Source organism: Maritalea sp. (genome assembly GCF_051251695.1).
Lineage (GTDB): Bacteria > Pseudomonadota > Alphaproteobacteria > Rhizobiales > Devosiaceae > Maritalea.
The window spans coordinates 126,894-150,943 of record NZ_JBPOEU010000008.1 but is presented as its reverse complement, the minus strand read 5'-3'; the positions used below and the strand labels follow the sequence as shown (position 1 = coordinate 150,943).

Here is a 24,050-nt window from a genome sequence, read left to right as displayed (position 1 = left end):
GCGACAACAACTCCAAGGTACCAATAATGGCACATAACAAAATCAACGTCCTAAAACGCATAACAAAAATTTGCCGACATGCAAACGCCAAATGTGAACATTTGCGTTCGTCCATCTCAAATTGGCAAACAAAATGTACTAAGCGGAAAAGGTAAGAACGGCAAAAATAAGTGCCAATGTCGCCAATCCGCCATTTAATATCCCAATTTTTTTACCAAGAACACGGGCACTTTTGTCCCCTGCCGCGATTTTCGGGCCGAGGGTTTTCGCATAGAAGACAGAAATTGTGAGAAGGATGACAAATGTAATTTTAACAACGAACGTCCACCCAAGGCTGGAAAGGTTAGAATAAGACAGCAAAAACATGAAAATGCCGGTGAGCCACAACAAAACAATGGCCATTCTACCCAATGCAGAGAGCTTTTTGACTAAGCCCAAAATCGCACGTCCAGCATCGCTACTCACATCTTGTATTTGAGTGCCTGCAACTACAACAGCGACGCCAATGCCTATTCCCAAACACATCGAGAACAGATGTATCATCAGCAAAATATTGGATAGAAAATTCATAGCACCGCTCCACACCCCAAAGCATGACGATAGGCGTCATACCGCAGTGGCACAAGCGCCGTAAGGCATACAATTTACTCGTCTTCGTCCAAGAACAACGTTCCAGTTGCAAGAATAATCACATGTCCACCAATGCCCGCATGTACCAGTTCGCCATTTTCGCGTTTGATCTGCGCTTCGATGAGACTAGGACGCCCCATGTCCACGCCTTGCTTAACGGAGAAATCAACCAGACCATCTTCGTCAAAAAGTTGATCCGATAGCAACCCGCACAACGCTGCTGCAGCTGATCCGGTTGCCGGATCTTCTCTTAAATCGTCCATTTCAACGAAAGCGCGGCTGGCAAACTGGGCATGGCGGTCATCTTTTGTTGGTGCGAACGCATAAACCTCTCGGCTTTCACCATCGAACACGTCCTGCCAACCTCGGCGTTCTAGCTTAATCGACGAAAGTACGGCTTCGCAGCGAACAGGAACCAGCACATATGGAACCCCTGCACTGTAAATTGCAGGTATCAATTCGCCTGCACCAATATCTTCAACCTCAAGACCAAGTGTACGCGCAATATCTTCTACAGACGGGGCATCACCCACACGTTCAGGCAATTTGGGGAGACTAAAGCGGGCATGGCCCATACTTTTATTTTTTGGGGTCGTTAGGGCAACAATAGTGCCCACTTTTTCTTCCAAACGAATTGCAGTGACCTTTTGCCGTAGACCAAGAAGAACTGCAGCGCCAATCGTCGGATGCCCTGCAAACGGCAACTCCACAGAAGGCGTAAAAATCCGTAACTCTGCAACATGCCGAGCATTTTTTGGTGACTGGACAAAAACCGTTTCACTCAAATTGAGCTCTTTAGCAATGGCTTGCATCAACTTATCGGGGATCATGTCTGCATCATGAATGACAGCCAGTGGGTTACCTTGCAGTCGCTTTTGAGTAAAAACATCCAAAATTGTATAGGACAGCTGCATGGTAAATCCCTCTTTTTCAAACACGATGAATCATCATATCGTGCCAGTATCACTTAAAAATATTATTACGATGACACAGAACGATAGGACAATCTTAAGCGTCAATTAGACCTGCAAATAGCCCATTACTGCATTGACGATGTTTCGCTGCAAATGCGCATTTGCATCTTTGCGCGTCGATTGCGCTGAATGGATCAGTGCATCAACAATTGCCATAATGTCCAACGCGGCTACTTTTGGTTGTTCGATGCCATAATGGGCGAGAACATTTGTCAAACTATCGGCAATTTCAATTTTCAAACCCCGCCCCGATTGCTCAACCGGTAAATCGTGTTCCGCTAACGCTAAGACTTTGGCCAATCGCGGCCAATCCCCTTGCGCCTCGATCGTTGCGCCAACAAGACGCGTCACCGCACTTGTTAGATCATCACCATTGTCGGCAGTCGCAACGATGTTAAACTTATCGAGCAAGTTCTGCCGTTTCTGACGAAGAATGGTCATCAATATCGCCTCTTTTGAGGGGAAATATTGATAGACGGACCCAACGCTGACACCCGCGATTTCAGCGACCCTGTTTGTGTTGAAGGCTGAGTACCCTTCTCGGTCCAAAACGCGAATACTCGCCTGCAAAATGGCATCGACCACAGCCTTAGAACGCCCTTGAACGGGCTTTTTCCGGGGTTTTAGGTCTTGTTTTTGAGCGGTCATGGAACACGAGTTGTAATATGAGCAATTGCTCGTATCCTAATAGATAACCAATAAATGCACAATAGATCGCCGAACTTTCACCGGCGTTTGAATTGAGAACGGAGTTTTGCAATGCCTCAATCATCAACCAAAACAGCAATCATTACGGGCGGAACACGAGGGATTGGACTGCAAACCGCAAAACTGCTGGTCGAAAACGGCTATGAAGTTATCGCCATTGGTAGAAGCTTTGAAGCCTTTTTTAAGGAGCCCGCAGCATGGAAATCGCAAGTAACCGGAATTGAGTGTGATCTGTCAGATCAAGCTGCCATCCAGGCTCTAATTCAAGAAATCAAGACTAAGCACAACGCAATCGACCTATTGATCAACAATGCCGCCAGCCAAACCGAAATGGACTTTTTTGATTTCTCAAAAACGGAAAATCACACTGACATTTCAGTGCGAGAAATCGCACTCAATTTAAGCGCGCCTATCACGCTAACACTTGGACTGCTGGAAGAATTGCAGCGCGCACCAGCCGGCGCAGTGGTCAATATCAGCTCTGGACTTGCTCTTGCACCCAAAACTGCATCCCCAACCTATTGCGCGACGAAGGCTGCTTTAAGCTCATTCTCCAAAGGACTGCGATATCAGTGCATTGCCAACAAATCACCAGTTAATATCGTGGAAGTTATACTGCCCATGGTGGAAACCGATATGACCAAAGGCCGAGGCAGTGGCAAAATTTCGCCAGAACAGGCAGCAGCCGAAATTTTCAAAGGGATTGAGCAGGGGAAACCCGAAATCTGGGTCGCGAAGGCTAAACTTTTGCGCATTATCAACCGAATTGCACCGGAACTATCTGCGCGCATTCTTCGATAAAAAAAAGGGGTGCTAAAGAAGCACCCCTCAAGTTAGCTCTGGGAGAGCTAGGGTTTATTCATTTAAAAAGCTGGGCCTAGACCCTAGTTGCGGTCTTTATCAACCAACGCACCAGCTTTAATCCATGGCATCATATCGCGAAGTTTTGAACCAACCTCTTCGATTTGGTGCGCGTCATTATTGCGACGTGTCGCTTTAAACTTCGCAGCACCTGCCCGATATTCCTGCATCCATTCTGATGTAAACTTACCAGATTGAATGTCATCAAGCACGCGTTTCATCTCAGCTTTTGTTTCTGATGTGATAATGCGTGGACCAGATACATACTCGCCCCACTCAGCAGTGTTTGAAATCGAGTAGTTCATGTTTGCAATGCCGCCTTGATAGATCAAGTCAACAATCAACTTCACTTCGTGCAAGCACTCGAAATAGGCCATTTCTGGTGCGTAACCAGCTTCAACCAACGTTTCAAAACCAGCACGGATAAGTTCAACCACACCACCACAAAGAACAGCTTGCTCACCGAACAAATCAGTTTCGCACTCTTCTTTAAAAGTAGTTTCGATGATGCCTGAACGACCACCACCAACGCCAGAAGCGTAAGCCAAGCCGATATCTTTCGCATTGCCAGTTGCATCGTGATGGATAGCAATAAGACAAGGAACGCCGCCGCCTTTTTCGTATTCACCGCGCACTGTGTGGCCTGGGCCTTTTGGTGCAACCATAAGCACGTCGATGCTGTCTTTTGGCTCAATCAAACCATAATGCACGTTCAAACCATGGGCGAAAGCAATCGCTGCGCCGTCACGAATGTTTGGTGCGATTTCGTCTTTGTAAATGTCAGCTTGCAATTCGTCAGGCGTCGCCATCATCATCACGTCAGCCCAAGCAGCAGCTTCAGCAACACTCATAACTTTAAGGCCATCTGCCTCAACTTTTTTCGCCGTTGCAGAACCAGGACGAAGACCAACAGCCAATTGTGTTGCGCCTGAATCTTTAAGGTTCAACGCGTGCGCGCGACCTTGGCTACCGTAACCAATGATGGCTACTTTTTTTGCTTTGATCAGATTTAGATCAGCGTCTTGATCATAATAAACACGCATTGGTGCTATCCCTCTATTTTTTTAATCTTGGCGAGTTATCTCGCCGCTTAATTCATCGAATGCCGTAAAGCATCACAAACTGTTCAACTGCCCTCTTGGCGTCGCGCACAACGTCCGTTTCGCTTAACACTAGTTCTTCGCCAAGCAGTAGACGGATTTGCACATCTTTGATCACCAGACCGAAAAAAGTTCGAAAAGCTTCTTCGTCGTCGTTAAAATGCAACAATCCAGCCCCTCGCCCGGCTTTAAGAAGCGGCCGCAGGCGATCACCGACCGCAAATCGACCATTCATTAAAACCGTCGTGCCAAGATTGCTCAATGGCCCCGCATGGGTGATGGCCAATCGGTTCAAAGCAACTGAAATGTCGCCTGAAATCACTTTGAGCCAATCAAAGGCGAATTGTTCTAAGTGAGACTGCAATGTTTCTTTGGACATGCGCTGTGGGCCTACGGGCACGGTTCTCACCTTCGCCGCTTGCCACTGAACAATCGCAGTCAAAAGTCCATCGCGATCACCGAACCATTTATACAGCGACTCTTTCGAGCAACGTGCGCGCCGCGCCACACCGGTCATGGTCAACTTATCGCCAACCTCCACCAATAGCGATAGCGCAATATCCAGAACATCCTGCTGACGTGCAGTAAGTTCTTCATCGCCTAATCGTATCGCCTGAGCCACTACAGTTCTCCAATGGTTAGATAATTATTAAGGAACCGTACCGTACGGTACTGATAAATGCAAGAGGAAATTTAAACTTATTTGATGCGCGTAAGTTGGTCGAAATTTGGATCGCAGCAAAGGCTTTAGGGAAACAGAGGCTCACTCACCTTCGCGAATGGTATATTCACGCGGAATGCCATCGGTAATTTTGTGCCATGCAGACGCTTTTGTTCGCTCTTGATGCGCCTCAAATGCGGCGCGGTCAACAAACAGCTCCGCCACTTTAAACCGCCCGTCAATTTGGGTAGATGGCACCACCACAAATGAAATACACCCCGGCTCGGCCAATGTCAGTTCAATATGCTTCGGCAGCGCCGCCTCAACAGCAGCAACACGGTCAAGCGGAACATCAATGTGACCATTGAGATAGATCATATCCGTCATAATCTGCATCCTAATTTTGCTGGTGGCCAGATGGCAAGCAATCACTAACTAGCCGCAGGAACAGATGTGAGCAACCTCAAAATGAGGCAAACCACTCTCTAATCAACCTTCAGTTGCTTGATGAAATACGCAACCTGCTTTTCTGCGATATCATCCAGACTTCGAAGCTTTAAGTGCCGCCGAAACTTGCCTTTTCCTTCAAGCAGGCCCTTCGGGTCCTCAAAATTGACCCCCAGAGAAAACTCCAACGAAACATGCGCTTTATGCGCGAAGTACCCACCAATTAGGGTCGAGTGGTCACCTGGCACCAGTTCAAGAACGGTGCCGCCATACATGGATCGGGGCGTTGCATCGGGCAACAGGTCAACAATCAATTCTTCAATCGCTGCGATGATTGCATTTGGTTCAAACTCTGCCATTTATGCACCCACTGGTGAGGCCAGCTCAACAAGGCAGCCATTTAAATCTCGAACATAGGAGACAGTCTGCCCCCAAGGTTTATCAACTGGCGCGAGAACGGGTTTAGAGCCAGCGGATAGTGCATTGGCGTACGCCTCTTCAACATTGTCAGTCACCAAGCAGATCTCCCAACCGGCAGGCAGTTCTTTGCTTTTGTTTGGATAAATGGCGATATCATTATCTGCTGCCGCATCTTCTGATGCAAAAGCTAGTGCCGTGGCGCCAGTCTCCATTTCGGCATAACCATTGCCTTCATGGATAAAGCGGCGCGTTAAACCAAACGCTTTTTCGTAAAAACCCACAGTTTCAACCACGTCTTTTACATAAATTATCGTGTAGCCAAATTTCATCGTTCAATCCTTTGGAACCTCTTGCTGAACTTATGTTAGCGCAGCTTCTCGGTGAACTCTTGAACAAATCGGACATAACTAAATTGGCAACCCAGGTAATGAAAGCTGTTTGGGAATGTTGCCCGGTGAAAACCCGCCAAACCGTTGAAACGCGCGACTCATATGAGATTGATCAGCGTAGCCTGCCTCAAACGCCGCATCGGCGACCCCCAACCCACCAATATTGATTAATCGCAGCGCCCGGTGAAATCGAACAATTGCGGCATAATCCTTTGGCGAAACACGAACGGTTCGCACAAATTCACGTCGAAAATGACGCTCTGACACACCACTTATCGCACTAACTTGAGCAACAGATATGCGACCACCCGAAAGGTGAAACCTGTCGATCGCACTCACCACCCATTTGGGAAATGAAACGATTGGCAGCTTTGAAATGGCCGACTCCAGCGCACCTTTAAGCGCAGAAAGTGAATTCAAATCGTCAATATCCACCCCGTGTCTTTTTAAAAACGCAAATGCGTCCTCTGAATTTTGTTCGGTTTGTTCAGGCATATCTGGTGTGGGCGAACAAACGGCTGACGTTTGCTCTGGTCTTAGGCGCACGCCAATCCAGCAATCGCCCGCAACATAGGAAACTGCGAAAGGTGTTGTAGAGGGTGAAGTGATAACGGGTCGCACGTTTATTATGTGGGTATCGTTTTTGGCATAACGGAAAATAATGTCGGAGCGGGCGTCAGGCAAAATGATCGCCTGCCCTTCCTCATCGGCCTCAAACGTCCAAAACTGTTCGGCCCAACGTTGGTATCTTCGCGTTGGAGCGCTTTCTAAATATCTTTGCACTCTATGCCCAAAATATCGGGCCGCACATTATGCGCGGCCCAAACTTTTAAAACTATACGCTGGCCAATGCCTGCTCAATATCCGCGATGATATCTTCAACATGCTCGATACCAACTGAAATCCGCACCAAATCTTCTGAAACGCCCGCGGCTTTTAACTCGTCAGCGCTGAGCTGACGGTGCGTTGTGGAAGCTGGATGACAAGCCAAAGACTTAGCGTCACCAATATTCACCAAACGCAAAATCATTTGCAATGCATCGATGAACTTGCCGCCATTTTCGCGATCACCTTTAATGCCAAAGCTCAAAATGCCAGAAGCTTTGCCGCTGGAAATTTTACCTGCAAGTTCGTGGTACGGAGATGACTTGAGCCCTGCATAGTTTACCCATGCAATTTTGTCGTGCGCTTCAAGATATTCAGCGACTTTTTGGGCGTTTTCACAATGGCGCTCGATACGAAGCCCCAGCGTTTCAAGTCCCTGCAAAATCAAAAATGCATTCATTGGTGAAATGGCAGCGCCAGTATTACGCAAAGGCACAACGCGCGCACGACCAATAAAGGCAGCTTCGCCAAGTGCTTCAGTATAAACAACACCGTGATAAGAAGGATCAGGTTCATTCAAAAGTGGGAACCGCTCTTTGTTCGCCACCCAATCAAATTTGCCGCTATCAACAATAATCCCACCAATCGAAGTGCCGTGACCGCCAATATACTTGGTCAGTGAATGCACAACGATATCCGCGCCGAGTTCAAACGGACGGCACAAATATGGCGTCGCCACCGTATTGTCGACGATAAGCGGCACGCCATGTTTGTGGGCGATTTCAGCAAGTTTTTGAATATCAACAACATTACCCGCCGGATTGCCGATGCTTTCGCAGAATACCGCCTTGGTGTTCGCATCAAACAGCTTTTCAATGCCTTCAAACCCAGCATCCACCATGCGCACTTCGATGCCCTGACGCGGCAATGTATGTTCGAACAAATTGTATGTGCCACCATAAAGCTGAGCGACGGATACAATATTGTCACCTGCCTCAGCGATCGTTTGGATCGCATAAGTGATCGCTGACATGCCAGACGCCAACGCCAGCCCAGCGATACCACCTTCCATCTCCGCAACACGCTGTTCAAGTACCGCTGTGGTTGGGTTCATGATCCGTGTGTAGATGTTGCCAGCGACTTTGAGGTCGAACAAATCAGCGCCATGCTGCGTGTCGTCAAATGTATAAGACGTGGTTTGATAGATCGGCACTGCGGCAGCCTTAGTGGTGGCCTCAGACGTGTAACCGTGATGAAGAGCGAGCGATTCAAGTTTCATGATGGGTATCCTGATTGTGATTTCGTCGTTCTACTTAGCAAAAAAAGTCGCAACGCCACTAGTCACAAACAACAACATACGATCCTTTCAACAATTTACGTCCGGCAAATCCGTTTGTTGATTTGTCGGTGTGCCATTGCTAGGCTCAACTTGTTCAAAACCGCAATTCGCGGACAGACCCCTGCAAACGTTGACATTGATGTTTCGGGCGCGGTCGTTCGTGCTTCAAACAGGATGCGCCCGAAATGGATGACCAACAAGCCTTTGCCGCTGAGCACAACAATCCCAAACTTGGCATGACCCTAATGATTTCTATGGCATTATTGCTGCCTGCCATGGATTCAATTGGGAAATATTTGACGGATTTCCTATCGCCCGGTGCCATCGCGCTATTTCGATTTGTTGTACAAACCGTGCTCTTTATGTGCCTACTCGCAGTGCGGCGTAAGCTTCAATTTCCAAAAGAACATTGGCGCACCATCTTGTTGCTGGGTGCCTTCATATGCATTGTGATGCTGACGCTTATGCTGGGGTTAAGCGTTTTGCCGTTGGCCACGTTGGTCGCCATCTTTTTCGTCGAACCGCTAATTCTTGTGTTCTTTTCGATGATATTTTTGGGTGAAAAGGTCGGCTGGAAAAGGATCACGGCTTGCTGTGTTGGCCTTTTGGGCGCGCTGATCATCATCCGCCCGAACTATGCGACCTTTGGCATTTACGCGATAACGCCAGTGATTATGGCCGTCTGCATGGCGGGATATTTCACCGTGACCAAACGCCTACAAGGCAAAATGGATGGCATTTCCGTTCAAGCTTGGGCGACATTGTTTGGCACAGGGTTTTTACTGGTGGCCACAGTTTCTGGCCACAGCCTGGGCCTTACGGACTTCCAATTGAGTATGCCCACATGGGGCGAATGGGGCTGGCTCGCCCTTTCCGCGTCTATGGGGTGTCTTGCTTATGTGTTGATTGCCGAAGCCTTCAAACGTGCGCCGGCCAGCCTACTCGCGCCTTTTCAATATGTCGAAATCGTTGCGGCAACGATCTTGGGATATTTTGTTTTCGGAGATTTTCCGGACGCGCTGACATGGCTCGGGATCGCCATCATCTTAGGCGCTGGCCTGTATGTGTTCTATCGCGAACAACATACAGACCAGCGTGAAGTTTAACCGCTAGTCAGCAAGATAGCGGGCGGTAAGGTGCGCTTTGAAAACACCCACATCAAGCGGCTTTCCAGTCGCTTGAGTGATCAGTTCTGGCGTGGCGTAAAGCGACGCTTTGTGGTGTACATTCTTACGCAACCACGCAAATACTGAAGTGAAGTCGCCTTTTTGAACGTCCTCGGCCCAAGTTGGAACTTGTGTTTTCAATGTATCGAACAGTTGCGCCGCAACCATCGCCCCAATCGTATAAGTTGGGAAATATCCGATCGCCCCACTTGGCCAATGGATATCTTGCATACAGCCATTGCCGACACGATCAGGCACAACGCCGACTGACTTTTTCATCTCGTCGTTCCACGCCGCTTCCATGTCCTTGATCTGCAGATCACCAGACAGCAATGCTTTTTCAAGACGGTAGCGCAACATGACATGCAACGGATAGGTCACTTCGTCAGCGTCAACGCGAATAAGGCCGCGTTCAACTTTCAACAAAGAACGCGTGAAGTTTTCAGCTTCCCAAGTCTCCCCAGAAACACCAAATGTGTCACGTATAATCGGCAACGCGTATGACAAAAACTCGTCCGAACGGCAAAGCTGCATGTCTAGAAACAGAGACTGGCTTTCGTGCATGGACATGCCACGGGCTTGACCAACGGGCTGGCCGCGCAATTCTTCTGGCAAACCCATCTCATACATGGCATGGCCAGTTTCGTGCAACACGCCATAAAGGCTTTGGCTGAAAGCATCTTCGTTATAACGAGTTGTCAAACGCACATCGCCGGGCACACCACCGCAGAACGGATGAGCAGACACGTCGATGCGGCCATGATTGAAGTCGAAGCCCAAAGCGGTCATGAACTTTTTGCCAAGCTCTTCTTGCGCACTAACTGGTGTTGCGCCTTCAAGAGTTTTGAATGTCTTATTATTTGCTTGGTGGTCGACCACTTGATTCAAAAACTCTGGCAAAAACGCTTGAAGTTCGCCAAAATACTGATCCACCTGCGCCTCACGCATTCCAGGATCAAATTCATCCAACATCGCGTCATATTGCGACAGGCCAAACGCTTCAGCTTTTGCGACTGATGCTTCACGCACAAGTTTAAGAACCGGCTCGAAGGCTTTGGCAAAAGATTCGAAATCATCATCACCGCGTGCCGCTTGCCAAACATGAGTGCAATGGCTAGTCGCCTTCGTTAGCGCCGCCACCAAATCGTTGGGCAAAGCATTTGCATGTTGGAAACCGCGCTCCATTTCTCGCAAATTCGCTGCTTCGGTGCCTTGCAACCCCTCGCCCTTTGCTTCCTCAATCCAATCACTCAATGCTGTATCTGTGATTTTTTCATGCGCAACTGAAGCGAGTGCGGAGAGTTGCTCGCCACGCACGCCAGAAGCGCCGTCCGGCATCATCGTTTCAGCGTCCCAGCCCAACATGGCAGAGGCCCCACGAATGGCAGAGATTTGATTAAAACGATCAACAAGTTGACGATATGCAGACATATTTTCCATCATTTCCAAAAAGCAAAAAGAGGTGTGAACATTAAGTAGAGCGTTTGAACAAACGACTGTCAAACAGCTTTATCCAAACCGATCAAAAATGTCTTAATTCGCGGCAGCGGTTGCTCGGTTCGCCTTTAAATTGAGCAATGTAATGATGAGACCGATGGCCGAACATGTAGCAATTACAGCCACCATCGGTATAGGCGTTCCATTAAATACAGCGCCTGAAACCGCCATTGCCCCTGCTGCGGTGACAATTTGCATTGTCCCCATCAGCGCCGACGCTGTTCCCGCGTTTGCTCCGTGATTGTCCAGCGCCAAAACGGCTGTAACTGGAACCACAAGACCCAAAAACCCGAACCCGACAAACAAGAATGATGAGAGAACGGGCCAGTCGTTGAACCCGGATGCCATAACCAAAAACATCGAAATCATCGTCAGCGCAAATCCAAACACCCCAAAGCGGATCAAAGGTATAAGGCCATACTTTTTCGACAAAATACCATTGAGTTGTGAAACAGCGAAAAAGGACACCGCGTTGACAGAAAATGCCAAACTATACTGGGTTGGATTAAGGCCGTAATGATCGATAAACACAAATGAGGAGTTGGCCAAGAATACCATGAAAGACGACATGCCGAACGCTCCAACAAAGGTCATCGCAAGAAACGAACGGTCTTGCAAAACCCGCCAATAGCTGACGAATATTGTCCCGACCTGCGCCGAAATACGGGCTTCTACTGGATGACTTTCCTCTAAGAAAAACCGGATCATTATAATGCCAAGCGCTCCAATGATGGTGACCACCCAAAAGATCAGTCGCCAATCACCAAATTGCACAATGCCTGACCCGACAAGTGGCGCGAGAATTGGTGAGATCGAGAAGACCAACATCAACAACGACATAAGTTGCGCAGCTTCTGCGCCGGTATGTAGGTCACGCACAACAGCACGCGCAATCACACCACCAACACAAGCGCCCAAACCTTGGAAGAACCGTAGGCCAATCAGCCAGTTAATGTCGGTCGACATCGCGGCGCCAATTCCACAGATCACAAAAAGGGTCATGCCGAAATAGAGTGGTTTTTTACGCCCGTAAATATCTGATATCGGACCGTAAATGAGCTGACCAAGACCAAGCGCGAGAAAGAACGACATCAAACTGGCTTGAACGGCGGCGGTATCTGCCCCCATATCCCTGCCAATAGCTGGCAAAGCTGGCAAATACATATCGATCGCAAATGGACCAATCGCCGTAATCAGACCCAAAATAAGCGCGTTTTTGAGCATTCTCGCATTAATCATTCGATCACCAGATGTTCGCACGGCAAAGTGCGTCAAAGAGTTTTAAAAAGGTTGAAGGTGCATTGCACCGAGGAAGCAAAACGGCGAGTAGATTGAGCCCGCAATGGTTTTTTATTGGTTCTGCTTTATCTAGCCCTAGCTGATTTATTTGACATTGCAAACAAAAAAAGAGGGCCGACAATTGTCGACCCCATTCAAATTTACCTATACGCGCGATAAAAATTAGTGCGCCATCAGCACCGGCACGTCGGCTTTTGTGAGCACATCTCGTGTAACCCCGCCAAGCACCCACTCGCGAAAACGTGAATGTCCATAACCGCCGATAACAAACATATCAGCGTCAGTCCGTTCAATTTCGTTCAACAAGGCATCTGCAGCATTGTCCCAACCTGTAATGTTGCGCAATTCAACATTCACCCCATGCCGATCCAGATGGCGTGCCATATCTGCGCCCGGCTCAATTCGCAATTCTTCAGTAGCATCGCCATCATGCACCATTGCTAATGTTACTTTGTCTGCCCGTTGCAAGAACGGAACCGCATCTGCGACGGTGCGAGCAGTCTCGCGAGAGTTGCGCCACCCAACCACAATGCGACTGAAAGGCGACTTGGCTGGAATGGCAGGCGGTACGAAAAGGCAAGCACGGCCAGAGCTAAACAAGATTTTTTCCAACAGTTCTGGTTGCTCAGAGAAATGTCCATAGGGGCGAGTTGCCACAAATATGTCGGCCACACGGGCTTCTTGTGCGATTGCCTCTGCCATCTGGGCGCCAATCCTATCGACCCGGCGCAACTCAGACCGTACCTCAAACTTGTCAAAAACAGCCTTGAGTTTTGCCTCGGCTTCGTTGCCTTGTGTCTCGGCTTGCGATTGTAACTCTGCCGCAACCTGCCCGGCAGTAAAGACACCGCCCCCAGCACTTACAACATCTGGCAGTTCAACACACAACAAGCCGATCAGCATTGCATCGTGCCGCTCAGCAATGGGAACAGTATATGAAAGACGAACATCGTCCTCGTTGCTACCATCAAGATGTACCAGTATGTCTTTGATCATAATTATCTCCCCGTTGAAAAAGGTGAAACAGAATTTACAAATAGAGGATGCACCCAAGAGCGTTTCATTGCGTTGATCTTAATCAACAAGCGGAATAGGCTGGTGCGAAGGGAGATCATTTATGGAAAAGGTAACAGGCATCGGTGGTATATTTTTCCGAGCAAAAGACCCAAAAATGATGGCCGCATGGTATGCGAAACATCTTCGGGTGGAACACTACGCACCATATGGAGAACTTGGCTGGCGACCGAAAGGTGGCACGACGGTGTTTTACCCTTTCAACGATGACAGCGACGAATTTACGGGCGGCGTTCCAAATCAAGCATTTATGCTCAATTTTCGGGTCACAAATTTAAAAGCAATGGTTCTACAACTGCAAACGGCAGGTGTAAAAGTAAACTTGGAACCCAAACCTCAACCCAACGGCTGGTTCGCTCAATTTAAAGATCCAGAAGGTAATCTTGTTGAATTGTGGCAACCAAACGGGATCGACTTGGAAAAGCAAGAGCAATGAGCGCTAGATATAGCAATCGCCTGCCAAATCTATTCTATACCTACATGGATGGGCCGCTGGGCAAAATGATGCTGTCCGGCGACCAGAATGCACTGGCCTATTTAGATATCTCAGTCCATGGAAAATTGCCAAACCCGCTTGAAACGTGGACCAAAGATCAAACCCGTTTCGCGCGGGAGATTGACCAATTGGAAGAGTTCTTCGCAGGTGAACGTAATAGTTTTGATCTTAATATCCAACTTGTTGGCTCCGATTATAACAAAAAAGTCTGGGGCGAATTACAGCGGATACCTTACGGCGAAGCAATCACATATGGCGAGTTAGCCAAACGCATCGGCCAACCCGAAGGCGCTCAAGCAGTCGGCAATGCAAATGGGCAAAACCCAATTCCCATCATTGTGCCCTGTCATCGCGTGGTGGCAGCAAAGAACAGTCTTGGCGGATTTACGGGCGGTATCGAGAAGAAGCAATATCTGCTTCAACTCGAAAAAACCAAAAACGTGCAGTTCAACTTATTCTGAAAGCTGCTTACCCAGCGCTATTTGATATTGCCGCACAGCCTCAGCAAACCCCATCAGCAAAGCATCAGCGGTTATGCCATGGCCAATAGAGACTTCGGCAACATGGGGCACGCGTTCCATAAATTCAGGTAAATTTTCTAGCGTTAAGTCGTGACCCGCATTGATCACCAACCCAGCAGCACTAGCAGCGTGAGAAGTAACTTGCATACGTTGCAAATGATGATCGCCTTCTGGAGTGCCAAAGGTGCCACCAAACGGACCCGTGTAAATCTCAACCCGGTCAGCACCGATTTCCGCAGCATCAGGGGGAATGTTAGGGTCTTCGTCAATAAACAGCGAAACGCGGATACCTGCATCTTTCATACGACGGATTGGATCGGCCAAAATGTTGTGCGATCCTTTTACGTCCCAACCATGGTCCGAGGTCGCTTGATTTGGATCGTCCGGCACAAACGTCACTTGATCCGGCTTATTTGCCAAAACCAATTCAACAAAGCCATCGTCTGGATAACCTTCAATATTGAATTCTTTGGTCGGATATTCGTTGCGCACCAGCGCCGCCAAATCATAAACGTCGGAACGACGAATGTGGCGCTCATCAGGGCGCGGATGAACGGTCACCCCATCGGCACCAGCATCCAAGACCACGCGCGCCATACCAACGACACTAGGCCATGGCAAATCGCGTTGATTGCGCAAAAGCGCGACTTTATTCAAATTCACTGAGAGTGCGGTCATCTGATCTCCCCACACCTTGGGTCTAGACCCTTTAGGATTGTTTATTCAAAGCGTTAAGCCAAATTGAAGGCAGTGGCAACCACAAGAACCGTCAGTTACGACAAAGGGATGACAATTTCTAACCAGCACGGCATAACAAGCCTTTATCTACATAGATTCTCAAAACCGCCGATTGATTGGACTTAATATGGATTATCCTCGCATCATCTTCATGCGTCACGGCGAAACTGAATGGAACCTTGAAGGCCGCACCCAAGGCATTCTGAATTCCCCCCTCACCGCAAAAGGCAAACAGCAAGCCGAACAGCTCGGGCTGATTCTCAAGCATGAACTTGGCACCGCTAACGGCTATGACCAATTTGTCAGCCCGTTAGGCCGTACGCTGGAAACAGCTGATGGAATTAAAAGGCATTTCGCTTTCTCACCAAACGAAGACAAGCGGCTCATGGAGATCAATCTGGGTCAAATCGGCGGGATGACCCGTTATGAAGTTGAAATGGAATATCCAGAACAAGTCGCGGGCAAAAAGCGATATGAATGGTATTTTGATGCACCTGGTGGGGAAACATTTGACGATGTGATGGACCGCTCTAAAAGCTGGCTGGATAGCCTAACCAGCCCAGCGATTGCCGTTTCACATGGGCAAGTGGGCAAGCTCATTCGCGGCATTTATTGCGGTTTGAACAAAGAGCAGATGCTCAATCTAGGTGAACCTCAAGGCGTAGTGCATGTGTTGGAAAACCGTGCGGAGACATTTTGGTCAGCCTAAACCAACGCAGCAATTTCATTCGCCGTCAAAACCTTTGTGTGATGCTTCAATTTCATCGGCGTTCGCATAACTCCAATCAACCAACACCTTGATCGGATAAAGCAAAGTCTTCCCGCGTTCGGTCAAACCATATTCAACGGCCGGTGGACGAGTGTCATACACTTTGCGGTTGACCAAACCATCCCGTTCTAAAGACCGCAATGTCACCGTCAGCATGCGCTGAGAAATGCCATCAACTGTGCGCATTAGGGCGAGAAATCTTACCGGACCAGCGCCCAGTCGTAGCACCACTAGAACAGACCATTTGTCACCAATCCGGTCGAGTGTATTTCGAACCGCACTTGGCACGCTATACCCCGATTTTTCCCATGCCTTATATTCATCACAAAGGCTCTCGCCATGGCGTTCTTCAACTGACATATGGTTACCTTTTAGTGCCTACCTGAGTTTAAAATGCCTTCTTTCGCGGCGGTGCGATATGATTATATATAGCAGTTCCAAAAGGTAACCAACATACAAAGTGGAACTAAGATGAGCTATAAAGTTGCTATATTTAATGCCAATTCCGCCCAGGCAGCACCAGTCGCATATAAAGCGGCGAAAATGGGCCTTGATGTCCGGGCAATCGTTAGAAACAAAGATAAAGCGCAGCCAAACCAAAACCTTGAGTTTTTCAGTGCCGATCTGCTGGACAAATCCCAAGTAGCTAACGCCCTGACAGGCGTTGATGCAGCGTTTTTACATCTCCCTGTACCAACTGACGCTGCGCATCAAGAAATTTGGTTGCAGAACTTCATTTCTGCAGCCCATGAAACAAAGTTACCGCTTTTGGTCTTTTCAACATCGGGGCCAGCTGGTGATGATTATGCCTCAACGCCTATGATTGACGGCGTGACGGCAACAGTGAAGGCAATTCAATCAAGCGGCTTGAATGTCGTCATTTTGCAGCCAACAGTTTATCTAGAAAATCTGTTTGTACCGCCATTTGTGCCAAGACTGCATGATGAAGGCATACTGACTTATCCGCCGATGCCGGCGACACATAAAATCCCCTTTGTTTCGCACAAAGACCAAGCGACAATTGCTGTGGCTGCCCTACAGCGACCCGATCTTGCGGGCCAGAGCTTCAAAATCGCCTCGCCAAATCCTCTCACCGGCCCTGAACTTGCCAAGGCACTTTCTGGCTGGATCGGTCAAGAGGTTGAATTCAACCCTCAAAGCCCTGACGAGTTCGGAAGTCATATCGGCCAATTGTTTGGTAGTGCAGATATAGGCGATGGACTAGCGGGTCTCTACCGATCGCTGATCAGCGCAGGTGAAAATGCGGCAAATATCCAAACAGACAAATTGGAAGAAATATTTGACGTAAAGCTGACCAGCATCGAGCAACATATTGCGGCTTGGCCAAAACCATAATCGAAAGAGGCCGCACCGGTTTAAGGGTGCGGCCTCACTTATTTAAGTGAACGTAAGGTTTGCTACATACCTTCTTTGCCGCGTGAAATAGCGGTCAAACCGGTGCGTACGACCTCAACAAGACCAAGCGGCTGCATCAGCGCAATAAACTGCTCAACTTTGTTCGCTCGCCCGGTGATTTCAAACACGAAACTGTCGATCGATGCATCGACAACATTGGCGCGGAATGCTTCGGCCAACCGCAATGTTTCCACCCGATTTTCGCCTTTACCCGCCACTTTGATCAGTGCCAATTCGCGTTCAAGCGATTTGCCTTCAGCGGTCAAGTCATGCACCCGATGAACCGGCACCAAACGTTCCAATTGCAACTTGATTTGTAAAAGTACTTTCGGTGTTGCAACAGTGACGATGGTAATGCGCGAGCGATTTCGGTCATGCTCTGTTTCAGAAACAGTCAAACTATCAATGTTAAATCCGCGCGCCGAAAAAAGCCCAACAACACGCGCAAGGACACCCGGCTCGTTATCAACAAGAACAGTCAATGTGTGGCGTTCAACCAGCTGGCTGCGCTCGATATCCCAACTTGGCTTAAACAAGGACCTTCCCCTTTTCATCAATAATGTTGCCGATATCTGCCGTATCCGGCAAAATCATCTCATTGTGTGCCTTACCTGATGGGATCATCGGCAAGCAGTTTTCTTCTTTGGTTACCCGGCAATCAAACAAAACAGGCTTATCGCAATTGATCATTTCATTGATCTTATCGTCCAGTTCCGCTGGGTCGTCGCACATTATGCCCACGCCGCCAAATGCTTCCGCCATCTTTACAAAGTCCGGCAAGCTTTCGGAATATGAACTTGAATAGCGTCCGCCATGCAGCAATTCCTGCCACTGACGCACCATGCCCATACGTTCATTGTTCAAGATGAAAATCTTGATCGGCAAACCATATTGAACAGCTGTCGACATTTCTTGCATCGTCATTTGCACACTTGCTTCGCCTGCAATGTCGATCACCAACGCGTTCGGGTGAGCAACTTGCACGCCAACAGCCGCTGGCAAACCATAACCCATGGTGCCCAAGCCGCCCGACGTCATCCAACGGTTCGGTTCGTCGAAATGAAAGTACTGAGCAGCCCACATCTGGTGTTGACCAACTTCAGTGGTGATATAGACATCTTTTTCTTTGGTCAGTTCATACAATCGCTCAACGGCATATTGCGGCTTGATGTCTTTTTTCGATGGCTGATATCTGAGCGATTTCACGTCGCGCCATTCACCTATCTCTTTCCACCAGCCAGAAATCGCCTCTGTGCGCGGCTCGTTAGTACGAGACCGCCAAATGCGAACCATTTCTTCCAATACCAACCCGCAATCGCCAACAATCGGCAAGTCGACATCAATATTTTTGTTGATTGATGAAGGATCAATATCAATATGGATTTTCTTCGAATTCGGTGAGAACCCATCTATCCGACCGGTAATCCGATCATCAAACCGTGCGCCGACGCAAATCATCAAATCACAATCATGCATCGCCATATTGGCTTCATATGTGCCGTGCATGCCGAGCATGCCAAGCCACTTATCATCTGAGGCTGGGAACGCACCAAGGCCCATCAATGTTGAGGTCACCGGAAAACCAGTTAGCTCTGCGATCTCACGCAATTCTTTGGCGGCTTCTGGGCCAGAATTGATAACACCACCACCTGTATAAAGGATCGGCTTGTCGGCCTTCAACATCATGTCGACGGCCATCTTAATCGCTTCCAAATCGCCGGTCATTTGTGGTTTGTAAGTTGGGTGCGAACCAGTGTTTGGTCTAAAATAGCTACCCAAGGCAAACTGAACATCTTTTGGAATATCAACAACAACTGGACCAGGACGTCCGCTTGTCGCGACATAAAATGCTTCATGCAAAATACGCGGCAAGTCTTCGACGGACTTCACCAAATAATTGTGCTTGGTGCAGTTGCGGGTAATGCCCACTGTATCGCACTCTTGGAAAGCGTCAGAACCAATCAGTGGCGTCGGCACTTGGCCCGTGATGCAGACCATTGGAATTGAATCGAGAAGCGCGTCTGTGAGACCGGTGACCGCATTTGTGGCGCCGGGGCCAGATGTTACCAGTACGACACCACATTTTCCTGTTGAACGGGCATAGCCTTCTGCTGCGTGGGTTGCACCTTGTTCGTGCCGCACCAGAATATGCTCGACCTTGTCCGTTTGGAAAATCGCATCGTAAATCGGCAAGACAGCGCCGCCGGGATAGCCGAACAAATGTTCCACTTCCTGATCGATCAACGCTTGAATGACCATTTCTGCGCCGGTCATTTGCTGAGCCATCTTTCTCACTTCTCCTCAGTTATCCGTACCCAAGGTTACCTCAAATACGATTTAGACATAAAAAAAGGCCCCTTTGGGACCTAGACATGCACCGACACTCGCAAACTTCCTTAGATGTTTGCGCCGCCGGTGCCACTAATCACGAGTACGAGAACGGTCCGCATGGGACTCCCTACTAAAAATCAATTGTTGGTCAACATTGGTAAGGGGGAGTTTTTTATCGGTCAAGCCCCAATTTACAACAAAACAGTTCGGTAAGACATTTTAACTTGACGGTCCCATGTGAATTTGAAAGCTCTAGACCTAACAACTTCCCCTCTTCAGGCAGATAAATTGGCCGCAAATATCCGGAAACAAATATGACTTCGACAAAACTTGATGCCGTTACCAGCCATATCGACGACAACTTCAACAATTCTGTTGATCGGCTTATTGAATGGCTAAAAATTCCGTCTGTGAGTACGGATTCCCAGTTTGATGAAGAGGTACTACGCGCGGCCAATTGGATGGGCGATCAACTAGCCGCATTGGGTTTTGAGATTAAACTCATCAAGACCCCGGGCCACCCGGTTCTTTATGCTGAACGCAAATCGGCCAATCAAGACGCACCAACAGCGCTTTATTATGGCCATTATGACGTGCAACCCGGCGACCCATTTGAATTGTGGGACACAGCCCCGTTTGAGCCGGTAATCAAAGACAGTAAATATGGCAAAAAGCTTGTTGCCCGTGGTGCGCAGGATGACAAGGGCCAAGTGATGACCTTCATCGAGGCATTCCGCGCTTGGATTGAAGTGGCGGGCGATTTGCCGTGCAACATCAAAATTATGCTTGAAGGCGAGGAAGAAAGCGGAAGTGCCAACCTTGCCGGTTTCTTGAAGGCGAACAACGAACTCTTAAAAGCTGACGTGTGCGTAGTTTGCGACACTGGCATGTGGGATATCGACACCCCTGCGATAACCTACGCGCTGCGCGGCATTGTCGATGCTGAAATCACCATCAAGGGGCCAAATAGAGATTTGCACTCCGGCATGTATGGCGGCGCTGTTATCAACCCGCTGCACGCCTTAGCGTCGATTGTCGCCCAGCTGCATGATGAAAATGGAACCATCCAAATCGATAATTTCTATAATGGCGTACCCGAACTTGGCCCTGAAGAACGTAAACAGTTTGCAGATTTGAACCATGATGATGAGGGGTTTTTTGGCGAAATCGGATTGTCAGGTGCAGCTGGCGAAAAAGAGTATACAACACCAGAAAAACTTTGGGTACGACCAACGTGCGATGTGAACGGCATGTGGGGTGGCTATACGGGCAAGGGTCATAAAACGGTAATTGCGGCCCAGGCAAGTCTAAAACTTTCCTGCCGTTTGGTGGGCGAGCAAGACCCGCAATCAATTTTGGACAATATCGAAAAATTCTTCACCGAACGCCTGCCAAAAGATTTCACCATGTCCATTTCAAATAGCGGTAGAGGCCTTCCGATCAAATTATCTGTAGATAGCCCCTATTTGCAGGCTGCAATTGCAGGCCTTGACCATGAATTTGACAACCCCACCAAACTAATCGGCATGGGCGGCTCTATCCCTGCTGTGGGTCAAATCAAAGAAACTTTGGGGTTGGATAGCGTTATGGTGGGCTTTGGTCTTTCCGACGACAACATCCACTCGCCAAATGAAAAATACGAGCTGACCTGTTTGCAGCGCGGCATCCGTTCGCACGCAGCAATTCTTGCAAAGCTTGCTGACGTCAAATGAGCGATCTAAGCCCATCCGAAATGCGGGTGAATGATGTATTGCGTGGCGCTAATTCCAAAGCTGAAATCGTCAAGCTTGAGGAATTGGCGCACACCGCGGTCCAAGCCGCCGATGCGCTCGGCGTAGAAGTTGCACAGATCGTAAAATCATTGGTGTTCAAAGGGGCTGAAACGGGGAAAGCTTACCTGTTTCTCGTTTCCGGTGCGAACCGCGTACACGAGCGTCGCACCAGCCGTCAAATTGGTGAGAAACTGGGCCGTGCCGATGCTGATTTTGTGCGCGAACATACAGGGTTTGCGAATGGTGGCGTGTCACCCTTGGGCGCAATTGGCGATGTTGAAATCTATATTGATCAAACACTGCTGGAATTTGACGAAGTGTGGGCCGCAGCCGGTCATCCACGTTCGGTTTTCCCAACAAATGCATCCGAATTGATCGCCCTCACCAACGCCAAAACAATCGATGTGCTCTAATTGAACCTCACGCGCAGAGTTGCTAAGCAATAGATTCGGGTACACTGGTCTTGGGCCGCAAAAACAAAATTGCCACGGAACAGAGTATGCTGACGACGAATAGCGTCGGCCAAATCGCTTCAATTCCCCAACGTTCGATAAACAAGCCACTGATAAGCGGGCTCATGCCGTAACCTGCCCCGATAATCAAATTGATAGACCCCGACACCCGCCCACGAAAATTTTTAGGGCTCTCATTGGCAATGTGGGTCTGCATGTTGGCGGCAAATGTCACTTCGCCCAGCGAGAAAATGACAATACTGACCAGCAAAATCCAAATGCTAATGGTACTACCGAACAGCCAAAATCCAATACCATAACAAACCCCAATAATCGCGATGTTGGTATAGGTCGAAAATCGGCTGAGATAACCAACAGCAATAGGTGTGAGAACCAAAACCATAAAGGCATTGAAAGACCAAAGCTGACCAAAGACAGATGCGCCACTTTCGCCAAATACCGCACTTAAATGCAGCGGCACGGTGAACGTCATTTGCCCATAAATCATGTTCAGAAAATACCCAACAATTGCGAAAAGCAATAATCTGGGGCGGCTAAAAAACAACGACCAAATACTGCCCTCGTAATTTTGCTCTGCTTTGGGCACATCAATTTCATCGTCCTTATCTTGCTCTGGCTTTTTGCTTGGCAGCAAAAACAAAACGATCAACACACCGAATGTGGTGGTCAACGCATCGCCCCAAAACATGAACTGAAAATAGTCGTTGAACAGCAACCCGGCGATTGCGGGGCCGATGGCGAAACCCAAATTCCAACCGAAATAGGAAGTGGCAAAAACCATTTGACGGTTTTTTGCGGTGGAATAATCTGACTGCCACGCATGGATAACCGGCGCGACAATGCCATTCATAAACGCGATGGCAAATAGGAAGTAGATGAGTATAAATTGTTCCGCAAAAAACCCGGCAATCGCCGTCAAAATAATCTCAGCAGATATTGCGGCAACATAAATGGGTTTGCGGCCAAACTTATCGGTAAGCCATCCGCCTAAAATCTGAGCAGGCACATGTGCGAAAAATACAATGTTGACGTAAAACGCAGCCTCAAGCGTCGACATGCCAAGCTTGCTTGTCAGCATAAATGTGAGAAACGGCATAACGAATGCGCCGACCGCGATCACAAAATTCGCGAGGCCAAATATGTAGGCAATGCGCGGCAAGTTCCGCCACTTTTCAATCAATGATTTCATTGTAAATCTCGAACAGAATATCGAACGACGCTAAACACAAATTCCATATTGCACAAAGCAATAATCAATTGGCCGACGGATCAATCCAAGTCCAGTCTTTCATCCGGTTGCGAAACCAAGTGCGTTGTCGCTTGGCATATTGATGGGTGGCGATGATGGACTTTTCTTCCGCCTCAGCCAATGTTATCTCACCGCGTTGATGGGCAGAAATTTCCGGCACGCCAATTGCGCGCATTGCGGGAAGTGTAGTGTCCAACCCAAGTGCGTTGATTGCCTCAACCTCTTCGATCGCGCCAGCCTTCATCATCAACTTGAACCGCTGGGCAATGCGTTCGCGCAAAACATCTCGTTCGGGATTTAGGACAATTTTTTCAATTTCAAACCCTTCCAAAATTGATGGGCCAGCCGGATCATCTTGCCAGCTTGCTAACGATTTGTTTGTAGCTTGTATGACAGAGATGGCGCGCACGACCCGTTGTGGATCTGCTGATTGCAATCGTCGCGCCATTTCCGGATCACGTTCCTCCAGCAATTTGGCCCGTTCATCGGCATTCATGGGCTGAATCAATGCTTCAACTTCTTGAATCACTTCTTTAGGAACCTCGGGGATTTCAGCGAATCCATTTATCAACGCATCGAAATAAAGCCCTGTTCCACCAACGAAAATTAACGTTTCGCATTCTCGTCCCTCACCTTGAATCAAAGCATGAACATCCCGCAGCCAAGCGCCTGTTGAGTATCGGTTCGATGGGCAGATGTGGCCATACATTCTGTGCTCAGCAAGGGCCAATTCTTGCGGGTTGGGACGTGCAGAAATGACATTCAGCACATCATAAACTTGCATTGAATCCGTATTTACGACCAGCGCCTTTTTGCCCGCAGAACGGGCAATTGCCATTGCCGTCTTGCCGCTTGCGGTTGGACCCGCTATCAACAAAGCGCGTTGTGCCATATT

Annotated in this window: 27 protein-coding genes; 8 read left to right on the top strand and 19 right to left on the bottom strand. The window is 48.6% G+C overall.

All coding sequences use genetic code 11. The features are described from left to right. Positions 1 to 138: 138 nt before the first annotated feature. From ACSHWX_RS06705 to ACSHWX_RS06695, 3 genes are all read right to left on the bottom strand, one after another. Positions 139 to 570 carry a hypothetical protein gene (locus tag ACSHWX_RS06705; RefSeq protein WP_435667425.1) on the bottom strand — a complete coding sequence of 144 codons (432 nt, stop codon included), beginning with the start codon at positions 568 to 570 and terminating at the stop codon, positions 139 to 141. Between the two features lie 74 nt (positions 571 to 644). Next, complete coding sequence (locus ACSHWX_RS06700; protein WP_435667424.1) at positions 645 to 1,568, bottom strand: PhzF family phenazine biosynthesis protein; 924 nt, start codon at positions 1,566 to 1,568, stop codon at positions 645 to 647. Between the two features lie 81 nt (positions 1,569 to 1,649). Next, on the bottom strand, positions 1,650 to 2,252 hold the full coding sequence (locus ACSHWX_RS06695) for a TetR/AcrR family transcriptional regulator (protein WP_435667423.1): 603 nt from the start codon (positions 2,250 to 2,252) through the stop codon (positions 1,650 to 1,652). Positions 2,253 to 2,363: 111 nt separating this feature from the next. Between ACSHWX_RS06695 and ACSHWX_RS06690 the strand changes: the two genes are divergently transcribed. Further along, positions 2,364 to 3,113 carry an SDR family oxidoreductase gene (locus ACSHWX_RS06690; protein ID WP_435667422.1) on the top strand — a complete coding sequence of 250 codons (750 nt, stop codon included), beginning with the start codon at positions 2,364 to 2,366 and terminating at the stop codon, positions 3,111 to 3,113. Positions 3,114 to 3,196: 83 nt separating this feature from the next. On the opposite strand, the gene ilvC is transcribed toward ACSHWX_RS06690, so the two are convergent. The 7 genes from ilvC to ACSHWX_RS06655 all read right to left on the bottom strand — a co-directional run bounded on the left by ilvC (position 3,197) and on the right by ACSHWX_RS06655 (position 8,294). After that, complete coding sequence (ilvC, locus tag ACSHWX_RS06685; protein WP_435667421.1) at positions 3,197 to 4,216, bottom strand: ketol-acid reductoisomerase; 1,020 nt, start codon at positions 4,214 to 4,216, stop codon at positions 3,197 to 3,199. A 52-nt stretch (positions 4,217 to 4,268) separates the two neighbouring features. After that, entirely contained in the window at positions 4,269 to 4,895 is a 627-nt protein-coding gene (locus tag ACSHWX_RS06680; RefSeq protein WP_435667420.1) for a TetR/AcrR family transcriptional regulator, read from the bottom strand. Positions 4,896 to 5,036: 141 nt separating this feature from the next. Further along, a complete protein-coding gene (locus tag ACSHWX_RS06675) occupies positions 5,037 to 5,321 on the bottom strand; it encodes a putative quinol monooxygenase (RefSeq protein ID WP_435667419.1) in 285 nt (94 codons plus the stop codon). A gap of 98 nt (positions 5,322 to 5,419) precedes the next feature. Then, the gene (locus tag ACSHWX_RS06670) at positions 5,420 to 5,740 is read right to left on the bottom strand and encodes a DUF1801 domain-containing protein (protein WP_435667418.1); all 321 of its coding nucleotides are present in this window, start codon (positions 5,738 to 5,740) and stop codon (positions 5,420 to 5,422) included. After that, a complete protein-coding gene (locus ACSHWX_RS06665; protein WP_435667417.1) occupies positions 5,741 to 6,130 on the bottom strand; it encodes a VOC family protein in 390 nt (129 codons plus the stop codon). It lies immediately after the preceding gene. Between the two features lie 78 nt (positions 6,131 to 6,208). After that, complete coding sequence (locus tag ACSHWX_RS06660; RefSeq protein ID WP_435667416.1) at positions 6,209 to 6,973, bottom strand: helix-turn-helix domain-containing protein; 765 nt, start codon at positions 6,971 to 6,973, stop codon at positions 6,209 to 6,211. A gap of 52 nt (positions 6,974 to 7,025) precedes the next feature. Continuing rightward, on the bottom strand, positions 7,026 to 8,294 hold the full coding sequence (locus ACSHWX_RS06655; protein WP_435667415.1) for an O-acetylhomoserine aminocarboxypropyltransferase/cysteine synthase family protein: 1,269 nt from the start codon (positions 8,292 to 8,294) through the stop codon (positions 7,026 to 7,028). A gap of 245 nt (positions 8,295 to 8,539) precedes the next feature. On the opposite strand from ACSHWX_RS06655, the gene ACSHWX_RS06650 reads away from it, so the two are divergent. Next, positions 8,540 to 9,460 (top strand): DMT family transporter, encoded by a 921-nt coding sequence (locus tag ACSHWX_RS06650; protein ID WP_435667414.1) that lies wholly within the window; start codon positions 8,540 to 8,542, stop codon positions 9,458 to 9,460. Positions 9,461 to 9,463: 3 nt separating this feature from the next. Here the strand turns inward: ACSHWX_RS06650 and ACSHWX_RS06645 are convergent, their stop codons facing one another. The 3 genes from ACSHWX_RS06645 to ACSHWX_RS06635 all read right to left on the bottom strand — a co-directional run bounded on the left by ACSHWX_RS06645 (position 9,464) and on the right by ACSHWX_RS06635 (position 13,312). Continuing rightward, the gene (locus ACSHWX_RS06645) at positions 9,464 to 10,951 is read right to left on the bottom strand and encodes a carboxypeptidase M32 (protein WP_435667413.1); all 1,488 of its coding nucleotides are present in this window, start codon (positions 10,949 to 10,951) and stop codon (positions 9,464 to 9,466) included. A 102-nt stretch (positions 10,952 to 11,053) separates the two neighbouring features. Further along, a complete protein-coding gene (locus tag ACSHWX_RS06640; protein WP_435667428.1) occupies positions 11,054 to 12,253 on the bottom strand; it encodes a multidrug effflux MFS transporter in 1,200 nt (399 codons plus the stop codon). Positions 12,254 to 12,478: 225 nt separating this feature from the next. Continuing rightward, positions 12,479 to 13,312, bottom strand: coding sequence for a universal stress protein (locus ACSHWX_RS06635; RefSeq protein WP_435667412.1), 834 nt, complete (start codon positions 13,310 to 13,312; stop codon positions 12,479 to 12,481). Positions 13,313 to 13,433: 121 nt separating this feature from the next. Between ACSHWX_RS06635 and ACSHWX_RS06630 the strand changes: the two genes are divergently transcribed. Both ACSHWX_RS06630 and ACSHWX_RS06625 read left to right on the top strand, forming a co-directional pair. Further along, a complete protein-coding gene (locus ACSHWX_RS06630; protein WP_435667411.1) occupies positions 13,434 to 13,826 on the top strand; it encodes a VOC family protein in 393 nt (130 codons plus the stop codon). Continuing rightward, positions 13,823 to 14,347 carry a methylated-DNA--[protein]-cysteine S-methyltransferase gene (locus ACSHWX_RS06625; protein WP_435667410.1) on the top strand — a complete coding sequence of 175 codons (525 nt, stop codon included), beginning with the start codon at positions 13,823 to 13,825 and terminating at the stop codon, positions 14,345 to 14,347. Before ACSHWX_RS06630 ends, ACSHWX_RS06625 begins: the two co-directional genes overlap by 4 nt. Here the strand turns inward: ACSHWX_RS06625 and ACSHWX_RS06620 are convergent. Next, the gene (locus ACSHWX_RS06620; RefSeq protein WP_435667409.1) at positions 14,339 to 15,085 is read right to left on the bottom strand and encodes a pyridoxine 5'-phosphate synthase; all 747 of its coding nucleotides are present in this window, start codon (positions 15,083 to 15,085) and stop codon (positions 14,339 to 14,341) included. The two genes, ACSHWX_RS06625 and ACSHWX_RS06620, sit on opposite strands and share 9 nt — an antisense overlap. 187 nt (positions 15,086 to 15,272) lie before the next feature. On the opposite strand from ACSHWX_RS06620, the gene ACSHWX_RS06615 reads away from it, so the two are divergent. Further along, a complete protein-coding gene (locus ACSHWX_RS06615) occupies positions 15,273 to 15,854 on the top strand; it encodes a histidine phosphatase family protein (protein WP_435667408.1) in 582 nt (193 codons plus the stop codon). 15 nt (positions 15,855 to 15,869) lie between these two features. Here ACSHWX_RS06615 and ACSHWX_RS06610 read toward each other — a convergent pair whose 3' ends face one another. Beyond that, positions 15,870 to 16,274, bottom strand: a complete 405-nt coding sequence (locus ACSHWX_RS06610) for a winged helix-turn-helix transcriptional regulator (protein WP_435667407.1) — start codon at positions 16,272 to 16,274, stop codon at positions 15,870 to 15,872. Positions 16,275 to 16,385: 111 nt separating this feature from the next. Here ACSHWX_RS06610 and ACSHWX_RS06605 point away from each other — a divergent pair, with 111 nt between their 5' ends. Continuing rightward, the gene (locus ACSHWX_RS06605) at positions 16,386 to 17,270 is read left to right on the top strand and encodes an SDR family oxidoreductase (RefSeq protein WP_435667406.1); all 885 of its coding nucleotides are present in this window, start codon (positions 16,386 to 16,388) and stop codon (positions 17,268 to 17,270) included. Positions 17,271 to 17,332: 62 nt separating this feature from the next. Here the strand turns inward: ACSHWX_RS06605 and ilvN are convergent, their stop codons facing one another. Further along, entirely contained in the window at positions 17,333 to 17,884 is a 552-nt protein-coding gene (gene ilvN / locus ACSHWX_RS06600) for an acetolactate synthase small subunit (RefSeq protein WP_435667405.1), read from the bottom strand. Next, a complete protein-coding gene (locus ACSHWX_RS06595; RefSeq protein WP_435667404.1) occupies positions 17,859 to 19,616 on the bottom strand; it encodes an acetolactate synthase 3 large subunit in 1,758 nt (585 codons plus the stop codon). Before ACSHWX_RS06595 ends, ilvN begins: the two co-directional genes overlap by 26 nt. Before the next feature lie 359 nt (positions 19,617 to 19,975). Here ACSHWX_RS06595 and ACSHWX_RS06590 point away from each other — a divergent pair, with 359 nt between their 5' ends. Together ACSHWX_RS06590 and ACSHWX_RS06585 are read left to right on the top strand one after the other, a co-directional pair. Further along, entirely contained in the window at positions 19,976 to 21,373 is a 1,398-nt protein-coding gene (locus ACSHWX_RS06590; protein ID WP_435667403.1) for a dipeptidase, read from the top strand. Beyond that, positions 21,370 to 21,846, top strand: a complete 477-nt coding sequence (locus ACSHWX_RS06585) for a YbaK/EbsC family protein (protein ID WP_435667402.1) — start codon at positions 21,370 to 21,372, stop codon at positions 21,844 to 21,846. The genes ACSHWX_RS06590 and ACSHWX_RS06585 overlap by 4 nt, the downstream gene beginning before the upstream one ends. A 22-nt stretch (positions 21,847 to 21,868) precedes the next feature. Here the strand turns inward: ACSHWX_RS06585 and ACSHWX_RS06580 are convergent, their stop codons facing one another. Together ACSHWX_RS06580 and miaA are read right to left on the bottom strand one after the other, a co-directional pair. Continuing rightward, on the bottom strand, positions 21,869 to 23,095 hold the full coding sequence (locus ACSHWX_RS06580) for an MFS transporter (RefSeq protein ID WP_435667401.1): 1,227 nt from the start codon (positions 23,093 to 23,095) through the stop codon (positions 21,869 to 21,871). A 64-nt stretch (positions 23,096 to 23,159) separates the two neighbouring features. Continuing rightward, positions 23,160 to 24,047, bottom strand: a complete 888-nt coding sequence (miaA, locus tag ACSHWX_RS06575) for a tRNA (adenosine(37)-N6)-dimethylallyltransferase MiaA (protein WP_435667400.1) — start codon at positions 24,045 to 24,047, stop codon at positions 23,160 to 23,162. Positions 24,048 to 24,050: the final 3 nt, after the last annotated feature.